The sequence below is a fragment of the Sphingobacterium endophyticum genome, from assembly GCF_009733535.1.
Taxonomy (GTDB): domain Bacteria; phylum Bacteroidota; class Bacteroidia; order Sphingobacteriales; family Sphingobacteriaceae; genus Sphingobacterium; species Sphingobacterium endophyticum.
In genome coordinates this window covers 1-13497 of record NZ_SMMI01000012.1, presented here as the reverse complement: position 1 = coordinate 13497, position 13497 = coordinate 1, and the positions used below count along the sequence as shown (strand labels likewise).

Here is a 13497-nt window from a genome sequence, read left to right as displayed (position 1 = left end):
AGTTGCGCAAACAGCTGATGCCACTGGACCTCTTACGGCATTCGCCAAGATTATCATGGTTCCCTGCCCTACTTTTAGCCAAAAGCAATACAGCTAACCATGAAACAGCCAATTGATAGCTTAGACAGCATATTGGGTCCTTCCCAGACCCGTTATTTTTCCTTTGGATTCAGTAGGTTCCATTTTCAGGTTTCCAATTTCAGCCTAGATGGCCAAAACCGGATTCGGGGTTCCTTTTGCGTTCATTATGATGGCCCGGAAAGACCAAACCAACAGGCGCTACACTTGGGAAGCATGGAATATGTTGCCATGGGCTTATTCTTGGCAGAGGGCATACTCATCAAGCAGAAACGGCTGACCAGGCATGAAATTAACCGTTCCATCCTGCGGAACCTTTCGCTCCGAATAAAAAAATCAGCGGACATCACTAGCGGCATGACGGTTCCCTTTGAAATATCCATTGCTGAATCCCTTCAGGATCTTAATACGGTCAACATTGGTCTGACAAGCCTAGAATTAAAGATCCAGGATGCCCAGATGCGTATCGTCATCGATCATCCCGGTCCAACCCAGATCGACTTTCGGGATTTTGATCTCTGGCCTTTTGGAGATGGCTCCCTCCACCGGGAGCTCTACAGGCAGCGCAACCTCGAACTGGAGCAGATGCACATGGACCTACAGACTGAATCCATTTCTGCCCAATTGTCAAGACCGTTGCCCTACCCTTCGGATGTATGGGGTTTCAGTGCCTATGACAATCCCCTCAGCCCGTTGGACTGCGTTCGGATATCAGGACAGCTGATGCAGGTGCTGCTGTACTCCCTTATTTCTAGAAGTCGGGTAGAATGTCCCAATATTTGGCTTCGGAACATGGAAATCGAGTTTAAGCGCCCCTACCGATCGGATAGATACCGCGTTGATCTGCAATTCGACCACCGCCGGCAGACCATGCTGCGCAGCAAACCTTGGCAGACCGTTTCGCTCATGAGCCAGATGGGCAACATGGATGCAAAATTCAAAATTTGCCATGAGATGCCCTGAACATAAGCCCCGGATCGTCATCAGCGGAACCTACTGCACTGGGAAGACCAGCCTCTCGCTCGCCCTTTCCCTAGCTACCGGGATGCCGACGACCCATGCCCCAACCATGCGCGAGATCCTTCCTGGTTTATTTCCGGGCACCTCGCTAAAGGATTGTTCCTATGCACAGTTGCTGCGCTTGGGGATGGAACGCTTTGAGCGGCGGATGCATGCCGAAGCTGGATTGTCCACTGGCTTTATCAGTGACGGCTGTCCGCTGCAGGAATGGCTCTATGGCAGCACCAGGCTGATCACGGGCGCTTACCCCGATGAGAACCATTTGACCATGCTGTGGAAGAAATTGAGGAACTATCGTCAATATCAAGATTTTGAGCTTTTGTTAACCGGATTCGAAAAGATGGCCAAGACCTATGCAAAGAACAGTTATGATATCTTCTTTCATCTCCCAGTCGAATTTCCGTTTGTGGAGGATGGACATCGTCCTACCTCTGAACGGTTCCGAAAAGTTTCCGAGGATAGGCTGCTGGAATGTTACAATGAGCTACAATTAGAAACTATTCCTTTAACAGGAGATTTGCCCGAGCGGATTGGACGGGCTTTGGATCATTTAAACGTACAGCCAAGAATTCCGATTTACCAAGCGATCTCAATTGCTAACGAGATAAAAATGAAAAAATTCGATCAGGTTCAACTTGAGGGAAGGGTATGGCCGAAATCAAGTTGACCACTGCATAAAGCTCTTCAAAGGGGTATTGTATCATGAAAAACAGCATTGCATTTGAATTACGGTTAACTGATCAAGAATCGATCGAGATCCAATCCAATCAATTTGCCCAACAATCCATTGTAGCATTTCCAACTACACCTTATATCGTTAAAAGGAACGATGGTCTGGAGGTAGCGACCGCAAGCTTTCCAAAAAATATGCTCCTAGTCGAACACCACCTTCTACATGGATCAGCTTCCCATCGTCCGGTAACCATTATTGCCAAAAGGCATACCTATGTCCTCTTAATCTGTTTACAGGGTCGTATAGTCTATTCTTCAGAAAAGGAAACGGCATCCACATTAAAACTTTTGGAGAGGGAGGCTATTTTCCTTTTTGCCAGGAAAGGGACTTATCTTGCATTTCCCTTAAGATTTCCGGCAGAAGTTTTAACCATCACTATACATCCCAAGATATTGCCCCTTATCGCTCCCAATCGGTTCCACTCAAGCGAATTCATGTTTCAACAGAAAAGATTTATGTTGACCTGCCTAGATCCCATAGTATTCAAGACATCATTTTTGAACAAATTAAAAGGTTTGATTGGATCCTATACCCAGAGAACAGAGTTAAATGTCGATCTGATAAAACATGTTTCTGAAATTCTGCTCCTTTATTTTAAGCAATTGGATACGCGGTCCAGATCCAGCTTTTACCAATCAATTGTTGAGTGTACCATCCAAATGATCCATGAAGATCTGCACAAGAACGAAAGACCGAACCTGAACGACTTGGCAAAGAGGAACAGGATCAGTGTTTCCAGTCTGGAACTGGGGTTCAAGGAAATTACCGGTAAAACTGTCCGTAAGCATATAAAATCAGCTCTCCTGCACAGAATTTCAGAAATTCTGGTCCAGACCGACATTCCCCTGCTGGAGCTGTCGATCCTGTTAGGTTACGCGGACACAAATACCTTGAACAGGATCTTCAAGAGGACTTTTGGAACCACGATGGGATCGTACAGAAAACTGTATGGGAATTCTTCCTTTTCAAAATAAATCTTATTTAAATTATTCCCCAAAAAGGTCTACCTGTCAAAAACCTTATATCCATAATTTTAGGTTCTGAAACTAAAATTAGATCTATGAAATTTCCAAAATATTTCCCTAAGAAGTTCGCTACCTTCACGATAAGGGCCATTCCATGGTTCCAGGAACCAGAATGGCCTTGAAGATTAAACATATCCGTTAAATATAAATTCATGTATCATGAAAACCCTAAATTTAAAATATCTACTAAATGCCACCCTGCTGATCGTTGGTTCGGTGGCAGTGTCAACGTTCCTCAACTCCTTTGCTACAGAGAAGGTTCAGGACTTGGATAAACAAATACCGGCTACTTGGTATTTCCATGGAAATTCGACCGATTCCAGGCTCGATTCAACCAAATATTCCTTGAGTCCCGATCCCAACAAACCCTGCGAGGGACAGCAACAGGAAGTATGTACCATATCCGCGCCAGCTAATACCGCTGGATATCCCGATATGAGCGCAATCGCAACGGGCTCCTCCAAAGTAAAAGATCGCATCAACGATGCCTTTGCAAGTACACCATCGACAAACGAAACAGTAACTGCGCTTAGGGAGAAGGTAGATTAATAGAGCAGGCCAAATCAAGCCGAAGTCAAGGCAGGCTCTAGCCTGCCTTTTTTATCGCTTGGTCTGAACCATTCCACTCTTTTCAATGACCTGAGGTGGAATATAGTAGCAGTACCTTGGGTCCCCGGGCAACAATAGGACCTCCATAGGTTTGCCATCGTCGTTTGGATAGGTTCTTCGGACGGTCTTCGAAAACCTAGGGTCCCGGTTCAACCGTCGTAGGTCCGTCCATCGAATCCCCCGAAAGGCGAGTTCCTTCCTCCTTTCGTCCAAAACAATCCGAAGGGCCTCCAATTCGGTGCTGGCTTTCCGTGGAACAAAAGTACTCCGTTCATACCGATGGGCAAGAAGTCTGTTGAGCATTTCCATACCCTCACCAACCTTTCCTGTTCGAATAAGGCATTCAGCAGCGATAAGCAGCATTTCATCAACTGCTATGCCCGCAAAGTAGCTCGCTGCGGATCCGTTATAGAAACCTTTAAACCGATATCTACCCGGAGTCCTTGCTACAAAAAATGCCGTCTTACGTAGATCATCATCGCTATAACTATCCAATAGATCCTGCGTGATCGTCAACCTAGAAGATGCCATCAGGGAACCGGATGCGCTGCTTTTACCATGGTAAATGACCTCTTGGTTCAAGGGCATAAACGGATAGGCCGCGGAAAGATCGATCGTATTGTAGTCCATAAGTCTAGAATCTCGTTTAAGGGACTGCTTTGCGCATTCCAGGGCCTGTACATAATTACCGATCGACAACTGCACCCTGGCCAACAGCGCATATGCCGAGGATTTATTGGGCCTGGTTTTATAGCCCACCTCCTCCGGCAGCAATTCGACCGATCTGCCAAGGTCCTTGATAATCTGTTCATAGCCCTCTTTCACAGTTGCTCTGACCGACCTTTCATTGACATTTGAACTGAGTCGGAGTGGAATTCCGTAGGGACTGTCCTGGTCTCCCTCCAGATATGGTGGAGAATAGACCTGCATCAGTTGAAAGAAGCGATAGCTACGGATAAACAGTGCGTCGCCTTCCAGTCGCTTCCTCAAGGATGGGTCGCCACCTTTGACCCTATCAAGGGATTCAAGCGCGACATTGGCATATAGAATGGTTTCATAGGGAAACAGCCAGTTTTCACCTGCCCCACCGTCCTCCGAAAATGGTTCTTCGTCCCATCGGTATAGCTCTTGATAATAGGCTGATCGGGTGCTGTAACTGGAGAAGTCAATCTCAAAATCATCCGTACCCGATTCGATATTTCCAACGTAGTTTCCATTCACCCTGGATTCATAGTTCAAAAGCGCGTTGATATCCTCTAAGGTTTCGGGATGACTGTAGGAGGTTTCTGGCTTTAGTGCCAAGAAATCTTTACAAGATACCATGACAATACATAGCCCCAATAATGCAATTTGTTTAGTTTTCATCATTTCTTAGGTTTTAGGTTCAATCCAATGGAATAGGTTCGCGGTGCCGGCATGGACAGGTTCTCGGGGTCCAATTTGGCATTGTTCTCCCTCCATAACAGCCCTACATTTCCCATGTAGAAGCTGACCGAAGCATCCACTTTTCTTCCCAAAGAGATCGGTATGCTCAGGTTGATATCCTGGATACGGATGAATCCACCTGGCTCCACATTTCTTTGGGAATACATATAAAAGAAATCCCGATTGGAGTTCAATGGAATCTTTAAAGCCGGAACGTCGGTTTTCGCTTCGTCCCCCGGTTTGCGCCATCGATATTGTGCATCATCATGTCCAGTCCACCCGTTGACCAAGCTGGAATAGTTCACTGTATTTCTGGAAAAGTAATTCCCTCCCTTGAAGATGATATTGACGTTTAAGGTAATTCCCCTATACGAAAATGTATTCCGGAGGGCACCATGGAACCTCGGCAATCCCGATCCGAAGTATTTCAGGTTTTGAAGGGAATCTGCGTTCAATTTGACGTAGTCTTTGGAAGGAGCACCGTTCAACATGCCGACCGGATCACCCTCGCTGTCCAAACCGGAGCTCCGCAACCCAAAAATTGGATACAGTCCCCACTCCTCGGTAGGATAAAGGCTCAACCCCCTTGCCGTAAGGAAATCCCTGGATTCCCGATTCCCTCCAAAGTAGTCCGTCACCCTATCCTTTACCATGGAGAAATAGGATTGTGTGCTCCATGAAAACTTACGCTGGATGTTGAGGGTATTTATGCTCACATCGATGCCCTCGCCTTTCATATTGGCTACGTTTTTCATCATGCTGTTCATGCCTAAAGTGGGCTCCAAAAGATCTTGAGCAAGGATATCGGTCGATTTTTTGTTGAAATATTCCAGGCTACCGGAAATTCTTCGATCAAAAAGGCTATAGTCCAGGCCCAGGTTCATCATGCGCACGTCCTCCCATTTCAGGTCGACATAAGGAAGGCTGTATAGGTAGGCCTGACGTTCTGGATTCAGGGTGTAGTTCTTGATCTCTAGGATCACGGGCAGTGAGGTACCCAAACCGCCGGAGTTTCCACTATGTCCCCAAGTAACCCTTAACTTTAATTGATTGACAAATGCTACGCTCTGCATGAACTTTTCCTTCTCGATGCTCCAGGCTATTCCAGATGACCACAACGGGTTCCATCGCCAATTCGTACCGATGCCAAAGGTGTTTGAAGCATCTTTTCTCATCGAGAAATTCAAAAAATATTTTTCCTTATAGCCGTAAGCTGCATTCCCGAAGAAAGATGCCATCCGGGTATTCTTCGATGAAAGTTCACCGTACCTTGGAATTGTCGTATTTCCCAGAATCCCCTGAAAGGTATTGTAGTTCGTTAGGTAATCCACAAACTGATGGGTCTTCATCGATTCATCGTACCCATAATATCGGTAGGAATCCGATTCCCGGGGTTGATCGGAAACCTCTCCTCCGATCAGTGAAGTAAATCGATGGTGGTTTAAAAATGGCAGGTCAATATCTGCCTGGATTCTCCCACGCCTTTCGACCATTGCTGATCTCCCTTCATCAAATATACCACCTTCGGGAATGGGTGTAAAAACCTTCCCATCGATCATCGAGGAATATGAATTCTGAAGGTTACGGACATAATAGGAGTTCCTGCCATAATCATCCTGGTCGCTCTCAGATTGGATGGTATGTGCATATTTTCCGCTCAGGGTCAAAAATGGGAACAGCTTATAACTGATACCCAAGTTCGCCCGCACCTGCATCTTTTGATGGTTTCTAGTAGACTCCCATATATTTTGGAGTGGGTTATAAGACCAGTCATATGGCAGCTGATCGCTGAACTCTTTCAAATATTCATTTGAAAATTGCCTTTCTATAGGTATTGCCCTCCCCTCCCCATCGACCAGGGATGCATAAGGATACAGCGCGCTTCTACCACTACCGGGACTTAGCGGGTAGTTCAAGCCTTCCAGGGTCATCGTGGACTGCTGCCCATTTAATGCCAACAGGTAATCTATCGAAATGGCTTTTCCCGGTTTATACATTCCGGACCATACAAGTCCTTCACGCGCATATTTATTGGTCACGGTACCCTGCAGATCTCTGTCATAGGTCAGGGAAATTCGGTTGTGAAAATCTTGGGTCCCCCCCGTTGCCGACAGATTGTATTTCTGCATGAAGGTTTGGCGATAATAATGGTCCAATAGATCCTTTCGATAGTCCCGCCCCCGGAATGCATCTGTTAATTCTGCTGATTCCGATTCGGAGATCTCCCCTTTTCTCATCTTGTCCAGCAGTTCAACATATGGGCTCAGCATGGTTCTAGTCACAGAGGTTTCATTCAGCGATGCATCGTAGATTCCCAGATCAAACAACTCCTTTTCGATTTCCATGAATGACCTGGAATTCAAGATAGGCATATCCAGCAGACGCGGTTTCTTCATCGAGACGTAGTTAAGGCCACCCTCCAACCGAACCTTTCCGTCTTTCGATTTTCTGGTGGTAATTACGATCACACCGTTACCTGCCCTGGATCCCCAGATCGATGCGGCAGCAGCATCCTTAAGGACCGAAACAGATTCTATGTCCTGCGGATTGATCGCATTGATGTCGCCAGCATAGGGAAAGTTGTCAACGATCAATAAAGGGGCGGTCATCGATTCAGTCAATGAATTGATTCCACGGACATGAAATTTGTTATCTCCGCTTCGTTTATCGAACATCACCCCCGGCAGATATCCTTCCATATTCTGAAAGATATTGCTGATGGGTCGCTGCGTAATTTCCCTGCGGCCAATCTGCTCGAAGCTTCCCGTGGAACGCTCCCTTGAAATTTTCTGGTATCCCGTTTCAATAATATGCAGCGCTTCGATACCGATGGTCCTTCGGTTCATGATTACCCGAAAATTTCTCTGATCGTCAGCCACATCGACATACATCGTGTCATAATTCTGATGGGTAAAGACAAGTTTGTCCTTTGCGTTTAATAGCATCGAAAAATTGCCTTCTTTATCTGTCCGGTAGCTTTTTTGATTTACCGGGCTGAAAATATTCACTGCAGGGATTGGTGATCCATCTTCCTGGACAACTTTTCCTGAAATCGATATCTGTGCAAATAGCTGATTCGCATAACCGCATAGGAATGCAATCATAAAGATTAAGTTCCTTGCTTTCATAATACCTTACCTCCATAGAATGGCATCGCCGCTTCCTTGTCCAAAAAATTCCAGAACGTAATGGTCTGCACCATGCCTCCAGGCGTAATCCATACATAGGTCGGGAAAGCTCGAACTGCAAATAGATTGGAAAGTTCCTTATCCAGGATAATGCTCCGAAAACCATTAGGGAAATACTCTTGACCATACCTCTCTTCAAATGCGGTGATTTGGTTCAAACTGTCTTTCGTTCTTAGCGGATTGACCATGATGACTTCGAGATCCTCTGGATATTTTTCTTTAAAATAGGAAATCGCCTTTTGGTGGAAAATGCAGTTTCCACAGCTCACGGACCAAAAGTCCAATACCAACACTTTGCCTTTAGATTCTTTAAGTGTAATTACCCGAGTTTGACCATCTTCATAGATCGTATGCTTTTGGACCCAAAAGTCGGAGGGTACTTTTTGTCCTACAATTACGGTTCTTGGGGGATTCCCAGAGCCAGCAGCAGCCTCCGATTTCGGAGACTGCGCCAGAACTGATTTACTAAACAACAATATTTGGAATGCCAAGAGCAAGGTAATGAATGTTCTTAATGAACATGCATGATTATTTAAAGCAGTAGGCTCTAATCGACAGATATTTTTGGACAGGTCTCTCCTGCCCCAATAAAAATTCTTCATTTTTTAAGGATATTAAAATTGGTTATGAAATTAGAATAACCGACCTCCACACCTATTCAGCATTAGATGATCACCACAATCATTTTGGGGAATTGGAAAAGAATAGCTAGATTTATTGTGTCAGAATAAAATAAAACTATCGAACCAATAATTTCCGGACAATCATGCCTTGTCAGGTTATTGAAGGTCGGTCAGGAAAATAAGAAGAAAAGACTATAATCCAGTAATATATCTATATCACAGGGATTATTAATCTCTAGCGTACTTTCTTTTGATGTCTTAAATAAAGACATCCTAATCAAGAATGCACTCTCTTTCCTTGAGTTTTTATTTTATTCAGGACTTGAGATAATGTTCTTTGTTTGTTGTTTACGGGAAAACCTGTTACGATCCTTGATCGAAATAAGTTGTTTTTTTTTGGTGGTTTTTAATCGTATCATAATTTTATATGGTTTATGATAACGACGGCACTCCTAAAGCACAAGATGTTAGCAGATTGGAAAAATTCCAATAAGGCGAGCCTCAATGCTTCGAACGCGGTACCGCTAAGAACCGCCACAACATAGATTGTGGTTCCCCGAAGACTGACATGAGACCCGCCCTATTGGACTGTATCAACAAAGATATGAAAATCCAATAGATAGCGAGCTCACGATCGACTCATAGGGAAAATTAGCGGTTTTCGTTTATGAGTGACATCGTAAAAGTCGAGGATAAAGCCTCGCACTAAATTAGTCGCTGTTGTAACTTATACAAAGGTAATAATAATATTTTAATGTGGCAATAAAACCACAAATATTTTTAACTAAATGAATGAAAAGCATATTGAAATATTCTCCAGAATTGGGAAAAATCTAAAGCAAAAACGAAAGGAACAAGGTTTAACCCAAGAAGAAGTATCTAAAAAAATACCTAAAATGGATCGTTCCAAATTAAGTGATATAGAAAATGGTAAAGAAGATTTTGTTTTTTCTAAATTATTAAATATATGTGATGCTTTAAATATCACATTGGAAGACACTTTAAAAAAGAATTAAAAAAGATAAATATTTCAACCAAATCACAGTTATGAAATTAACATAGTTTGATTTATTTTGAAAACTCTTATGGAAACCAGTCCGAAAATAGGGAGGATTAAAGGTCAATATAAAACATCATTATGGGATTGACCTGAAATCCACACCAGTCATTACTATAATTATAATATTGTCGATAATTATTTCTCTGGGTTTAGGCACTCTATATGAGAAAAACAGGCAAATGGATAATAGAAAATCATACGAGTTGAGTTACCGAATGATTGAATTGGAGTTGCCAAATATTACGTCGCATATTGATTCAATCTACTCTCTTGATCCCAATAAATTTCAGGATTGGTGATTAAAAGAGAAGAGCAAAACAAATTATTAAACAGCATCGAACGAAAACGTCAAGATATTGAGAACTTAAGCAATTCTAAATAACGGTCTCGTATATGATAAGTAGCGGATTTTAAAGCACGAAACTGTCAGATAGCAATTGCCTTCGATTTATAGATTTACGTTTCAAAATAGCAGTTGACCCGCTGTTGCTTATACACAATGTTGTGCTTTCGTTCTTTATTTTCCCTTTCATTTTAGAATTCATTTTCAATGTACTCCTGTGCGGTGAGGCATTTTTTAAAAATTCTCATCATTTCTCCAATTGGGAAGCCACACTTTTTGACAAGCTTTGGCTTTTGCGGCTACTTTACGCGGCTTGGCAATGTATGTGGCTGAATGGTTTAGATAACATTTCATATTACACTTTTACAATCTAAAAATAAGGATCCATTAATTGATATTCCTGAATTTCATTTATGCTATTGTTCAACTTAAATGATTCTAAGTAAATTTTCTCCCTTATGTTAAAGCTTGGAATAATTTTTTTTACCCCACCGATAAATTCCTTGCTTTGGACGATTAAAAAAACTGCTTCCAAAAACATCGAGACTACATTGTATATCCCATTTTCAGTTGCACGATTACCACCATAAATTTTAGAAATTGATTTCTTGACGGTATCTTTGTTTATAATTTCTTGAACCTCAAAATACTTTCCGAATATCTTTAGAACATAATAAGAGAATGGAAATGCTGAATTCAATAGAGCTATCAATATTATATCTCTGCCTTGCTTTTTCTTGATTGCCAATTTTATCTCAGCTTTATTCGCATTGATTAAAGGCTTTAATGGATTTTTGGAAATGATTCGATTAATTATCCTTAAAGCTTTCTTTAATCTATTCTAACCGCTTTACTCAAGCCGTAATTGTTCAATGTTATATTTATTGGAATAGTCATCGTTTAAGTAGGCTTCCAATCCAGCATGAAGAGTTTCCAGAGGGATTCTCTGATTTATATATATTGACTTATTATTAATTTGTAATTTCTATAAATGGTATTACTACTTCAAGGAAATGGGCTCCGCCATGTGTTACCAATTCATCTCTTCTTGAAAAACTCAATTCATTTTTGAAATAAGCTTGTTCTTCCTGCACAATTGAAGCAAGTAGCTCCGGATTATTATCTAAAAACTCATCTTTCAACATTTTTTCAGAGAACTCAAGTTGCCGTTCACTTCTGCTACCTGATTTGTTAGTTCCTAATTTTTCCTTTCCATTCAAACCACAGCATCCTTTTGATTGAATATTACCTTAGTCTCATGTATCTTGCTACGCACAAACCAATTCTCAGTCAGTTTTAGGAGATCATTATAATCCTTGGAACTGCCCAAGTAGTCATCCAAGTCTTTGTACACAATACCCAACCTTTTTATACCATCAATATTGGAGACGTTAATTGTATCATTCTGATACAGTATTTCAAAATCATTGAGGTTTTTAGACTTCCAGTAATCTTTCCATAGCTTTGATTCATTCGTTGGGTTTTGCTTGTAAGATTCTAGTGGACCTGAACCTCTGAAAATTGCGCGGCGTGAGAGTTGTGTAATAGAAGGAATCCAAGAGAAAGTGATTTCCTCTTTTTTGTTTCTGGGCAATCTATTTTTAATTAAAGCATACTGCCAAAAGCTTAAACCATCAATTACTATAAGAGCAATTTCATCCTGTTTGCAATTGAAATCTATATAATCCAGTATCTTGAATACGATCTATGGTCTCTTTATCGGATTTGAATTTTTAATTTGAGCATATTGAGAATAAATATGCTGTTGAAATTTTTAATTTGATTCTTTGATCAATCCTAGAATTAAGGCAAACTACTCAGAACCGATAGACTGTGAAATTGCATCCCCAAAAAGATTGGCTACTTCCTGCCAGTCGATATTTTCCGCTGCTAAACCTTCAATTATTCTTTCTGTAAATTCATCAATATCTAATTTTGGATTCTTTGATTTTGAATCAGCAAACACTTTTTCGATTTCTTTGATTGTTTCACTTTTTGAAAGTGAAAATAACAGTTTCTAAATGAATAATGTATCCAATATTGATAATGATAAATCTTTTACCGATGGTATATGATATTCGAAAAGATATTGACTTAAAAAGAACTCAGAATTAATAGCAATGTTTTCAATATCTTCCAAGTATGGACGGTCATCCTTATTAGTAATAAGGTTTTTGAATTATCTCTAAGCTCAAATGCTACCCTTTGGGAGAGATTGTTTCCGAACGAAATAAAAATCCATCATTGCTTTCGATAATAAGGACAGGAGCATCATAACCGGAAAGGACTTTAATTATATGTTTTATCAGGCTATTCTCCATCCAATCTAAATTTTAAAAGTCGTTTTATACCCGGAATAAGCCTTTGATTTTCCTCGAAGTCAGAAAACCATTTTTTATGCTCACTTAGCCATAATATGAATATCAGCCACGTCCCGCACGTCGACATCACCCATTGTAAATCCGGGGCTTTTGCTTGTAGTTCCGTTTAAAATACCCGTAACACCAATATCCAGTGAGGCAGAACTAATGCCATCCATTACAGGTCGAAAAATTCCTACCGGATTGATTACCGTTAATTCCAAACTATTTACCTCAATTTCTATATAATCCCAGGCTGCCTTCTCTGCCCGAGGTTTAGATTAGATATAGGGCGGGAAGCGGAGCGTTGGAATCAGTCCAATCGGCTTCGGTAAAAATATGGCCTTTAGGATTGATGCTGTAACCAACAGCCGCAAACGAAGAAGTAAGCACGACCATTTGTACACCGGTATTGTTTGCGGCTTTCAATACACGAAAGGCTTAGTCCCCGGCAGGATTAATGAGTTCATTTTCATCGCTAGGGTTTTGAGCCGGAAATGGAGACGCTACGTGCAATACATATTTTACACCTTGCATTGCTTCTAACCATCCGTTATCGCTGGTGAGGTCTGCTTCGTAAAAGGATAAGTTACTAAGGTCGCTCAAGCCACCTTCCTTCAAAGCATTGATCACAATTTCTTTTTTGGCTAATGATCGTATTGTTGTATGTACCTTAAATCTCTTTTGCAATAATTGTAAGATGGAATGTACGCCAACAAAACCGGTGCCTCCGGTTACTAATACTGTTTGATTGCTCATTTTTTTTGTTTTAAATTAATCCTACAAAGGTTGAGATTATAACAATAGAGGGCTTTGTTGCAAAGTTCTATTTTATTTTGTTATGAAGGTCAGTCTTTGCTTCTAATTTGTTAATTGAAGCAGCTAAGTCCGCTTTATACAAGCTTGCATCAATCAGATTCGTTAAAAATTGCTGAAGATTACACTGCAGACCCCATTGTTAATACCTGCGGGTGTTGAAAAACTCCAAGATTGTAATCATTGGTTGCAAACCTGCGTTTTTACTATGGTCTTA

The 13497-nt window shown here is 41.6% G+C and carries 14 protein-coding genes; 5 read left to right on the top strand and 9 right to left on the bottom strand.

Annotation, left to right across the window (positions count from 1 at the left end; translation table 11 throughout):
- The first annotated feature begins 99 nt into the window (after positions 1–99).
- The 3 genes from E0Y80_RS14525 to E0Y80_RS14515 are packed head-to-tail and all read left to right on the top strand — an operon-like array spanning position 100 to position 2805.
- A complete protein-coding gene (locus E0Y80_RS14525; RefSeq protein WP_156308398.1) occupies positions 100–1041 on the top strand; it encodes an AvrD family protein in 942 nt (313 codons plus the stop codon).
- Entirely contained in the window at positions 1007–1765 is a 759-nt protein-coding gene (locus E0Y80_RS14520; protein ID WP_156308397.1) for an ATP/GTP-binding protein, read from the top strand. The genes E0Y80_RS14525 and E0Y80_RS14520 overlap by 35 nt, the downstream gene beginning before the upstream one ends.
- Positions 1766–1800: 35 nt before the next feature.
- A complete protein-coding gene (locus tag E0Y80_RS14515) occupies positions 1801–2805 on the top strand; it encodes a helix-turn-helix transcriptional regulator (RefSeq protein WP_156308396.1) in 1005 nt (334 codons plus the stop codon).
- A 7-nt stretch (positions 2806–2812) separates the two neighbouring features.
- On the opposite strand, the gene E0Y80_RS14510 is transcribed toward E0Y80_RS14515, so the two are convergent.
- On the bottom strand, positions 2813–3010 hold the full coding sequence (locus E0Y80_RS14510; protein ID WP_156308395.1) for a hypothetical protein: 198 nt from the start codon (positions 3008–3010) through the stop codon (positions 2813–2815).
- 62 nt (positions 3011–3072) lie between these two features.
- Between E0Y80_RS14510 and E0Y80_RS14505 the strand changes: the two genes are divergently transcribed.
- Positions 3073–3405, top strand: a complete 333-nt coding sequence (locus E0Y80_RS14505) for a hypothetical protein (protein WP_156308394.1) — start codon at positions 3073–3075, stop codon at positions 3403–3405.
- Positions 3406–3456: 51 nt separating this feature from the next.
- On the opposite strand, the gene E0Y80_RS14500 is transcribed toward E0Y80_RS14505, so the two are convergent.
- From E0Y80_RS14500 to E0Y80_RS14490, 3 genes are read right to left on the bottom strand one after another with little or no spacing between them, the layout of a single operon-like run.
- Entirely contained in the window at positions 3457–4833 is a 1377-nt protein-coding gene (locus E0Y80_RS14500; protein WP_156308393.1) for a RagB/SusD family nutrient uptake outer membrane protein, read from the bottom strand.
- Positions 4830–8018, bottom strand: a complete 3189-nt coding sequence (locus E0Y80_RS14495) for a SusC/RagA family TonB-linked outer membrane protein (RefSeq protein WP_156308392.1) — start codon at positions 8016–8018, stop codon at positions 4830–4832. Before E0Y80_RS14495 ends, E0Y80_RS14500 begins: the two co-directional genes overlap by 4 nt.
- Positions 8015–8680, bottom strand: a complete 666-nt coding sequence (locus tag E0Y80_RS14490; RefSeq protein WP_156308391.1) for a TlpA family protein disulfide reductase — start codon at positions 8678–8680, stop codon at positions 8015–8017. Before E0Y80_RS14490 ends, E0Y80_RS14495 begins: the two co-directional genes overlap by 4 nt.
- Before the next feature lie 809 nt (positions 8681–9489).
- Between E0Y80_RS14490 and E0Y80_RS14485 the strand changes: the two genes are divergently transcribed.
- Positions 9490–9717, top strand: a complete 228-nt coding sequence (locus E0Y80_RS14485) for a helix-turn-helix domain-containing protein (RefSeq protein WP_156308390.1) — start codon at positions 9490–9492, stop codon at positions 9715–9717.
- A 757-nt stretch (positions 9718–10474) separates the two neighbouring features.
- Here E0Y80_RS14485 and E0Y80_RS14475 read toward each other — a convergent pair.
- The 5 genes from E0Y80_RS14475 to E0Y80_RS20640 all read right to left on the bottom strand — a co-directional run bounded on the left by E0Y80_RS14475 (position 10475) and on the right by E0Y80_RS20640 (position 13223).
- Positions 10475–10852: a hypothetical protein gene (locus E0Y80_RS14475; protein ID WP_156308389.1), complete on the bottom strand. Its 378-nt coding sequence runs from the start codon at positions 10850–10852 to the stop codon at positions 10475–10477.
- A gap of 223 nt (positions 10853–11075) precedes the next feature.
- Entirely contained in the window at positions 11076–11324 is a 249-nt protein-coding gene (locus tag E0Y80_RS14470) for a hypothetical protein (RefSeq protein ID WP_156308388.1), read from the bottom strand.
- The gene (locus tag E0Y80_RS14465) at positions 11321–11749 is read right to left on the bottom strand and encodes a PglZ domain-containing protein (protein ID WP_262885862.1); all 429 of its coding nucleotides are present in this window, start codon (positions 11747–11749) and stop codon (positions 11321–11323) included. The genes E0Y80_RS14470 and E0Y80_RS14465 overlap by 4 nt, the downstream gene beginning before the upstream one ends.
- 168 nt (positions 11750–11917) lie before the next feature.
- Entirely contained in the window at positions 11918–12070 is a 153-nt protein-coding gene (locus E0Y80_RS14460) for a hypothetical protein (RefSeq protein WP_156308386.1), read from the bottom strand.
- A gap of 835 nt (positions 12071–12905) precedes the next feature.
- The gene (locus tag E0Y80_RS20640) at positions 12906–13223 is read right to left on the bottom strand and encodes an NAD-dependent epimerase/dehydratase family protein (protein ID WP_197091612.1); all 318 of its coding nucleotides are present in this window, start codon (positions 13221–13223) and stop codon (positions 12906–12908) included.
- Positions 13224–13497: the final 274 nt, after the last annotated feature.

What these genes read in the sequence shown, in the direction of transcription:
- E0Y80_RS14525 (WP_156308398.1), top strand. Translation starts at nt 100, where the DNA reads ATGAAACAGCCAATTGATAGCTTAGACAGCATATTGGGTCCTTCCCAG.
- E0Y80_RS14520 (WP_156308397.1), top strand. Translation starts at nt 1,007, where the DNA reads ATGCAAAATTCAAAATTTGCCATGAGATGCCCTGAACATAAGCCCCGG.
- E0Y80_RS14515 (WP_156308396.1), top strand. Translation starts at nt 1,801, where the DNA reads ATGAAAAACAGCATTGCATTTGAATTACGGTTAACTGATCAAGAATCG.
- E0Y80_RS14510 (WP_156308395.1), bottom strand. Translation starts at nt 3,010, where the DNA reads ATGAATTTATATTTAACGGATATGTTTAATCTTCAAGGCCATTCTGGT.
- E0Y80_RS14500 (WP_156308393.1), bottom strand. Translation starts at nt 4,833, where the DNA reads ATGATGAAAACTAAACAAATTGCATTATTGGGGCTATGTATTGTCATG.
- E0Y80_RS14495 (WP_156308392.1), bottom strand. Translation starts at nt 8,018, where the DNA reads ATGAAAGCAAGGAACTTAATCTTTATGATTGCATTCCTATGCGGTTAT.
- E0Y80_RS14490 (WP_156308391.1), bottom strand. Translation starts at nt 8,680, where the DNA reads ATGAAGAATTTTTATTGGGGCAGGAGAGACCTGTCCAAAAATATCTGT.
- E0Y80_RS14485 (WP_156308390.1), top strand. Translation starts at nt 9,490, where the DNA reads ATGAATGAAAAGCATATTGAAATATTCTCCAGAATTGGGAAAAATCTA.
- E0Y80_RS20640 (WP_197091612.1), bottom strand. Translation starts at nt 13,223, where the DNA reads ATGAGCAATCAAACAGTATTAGTAACCGGAGGCACCGGTTTTGTTGGC.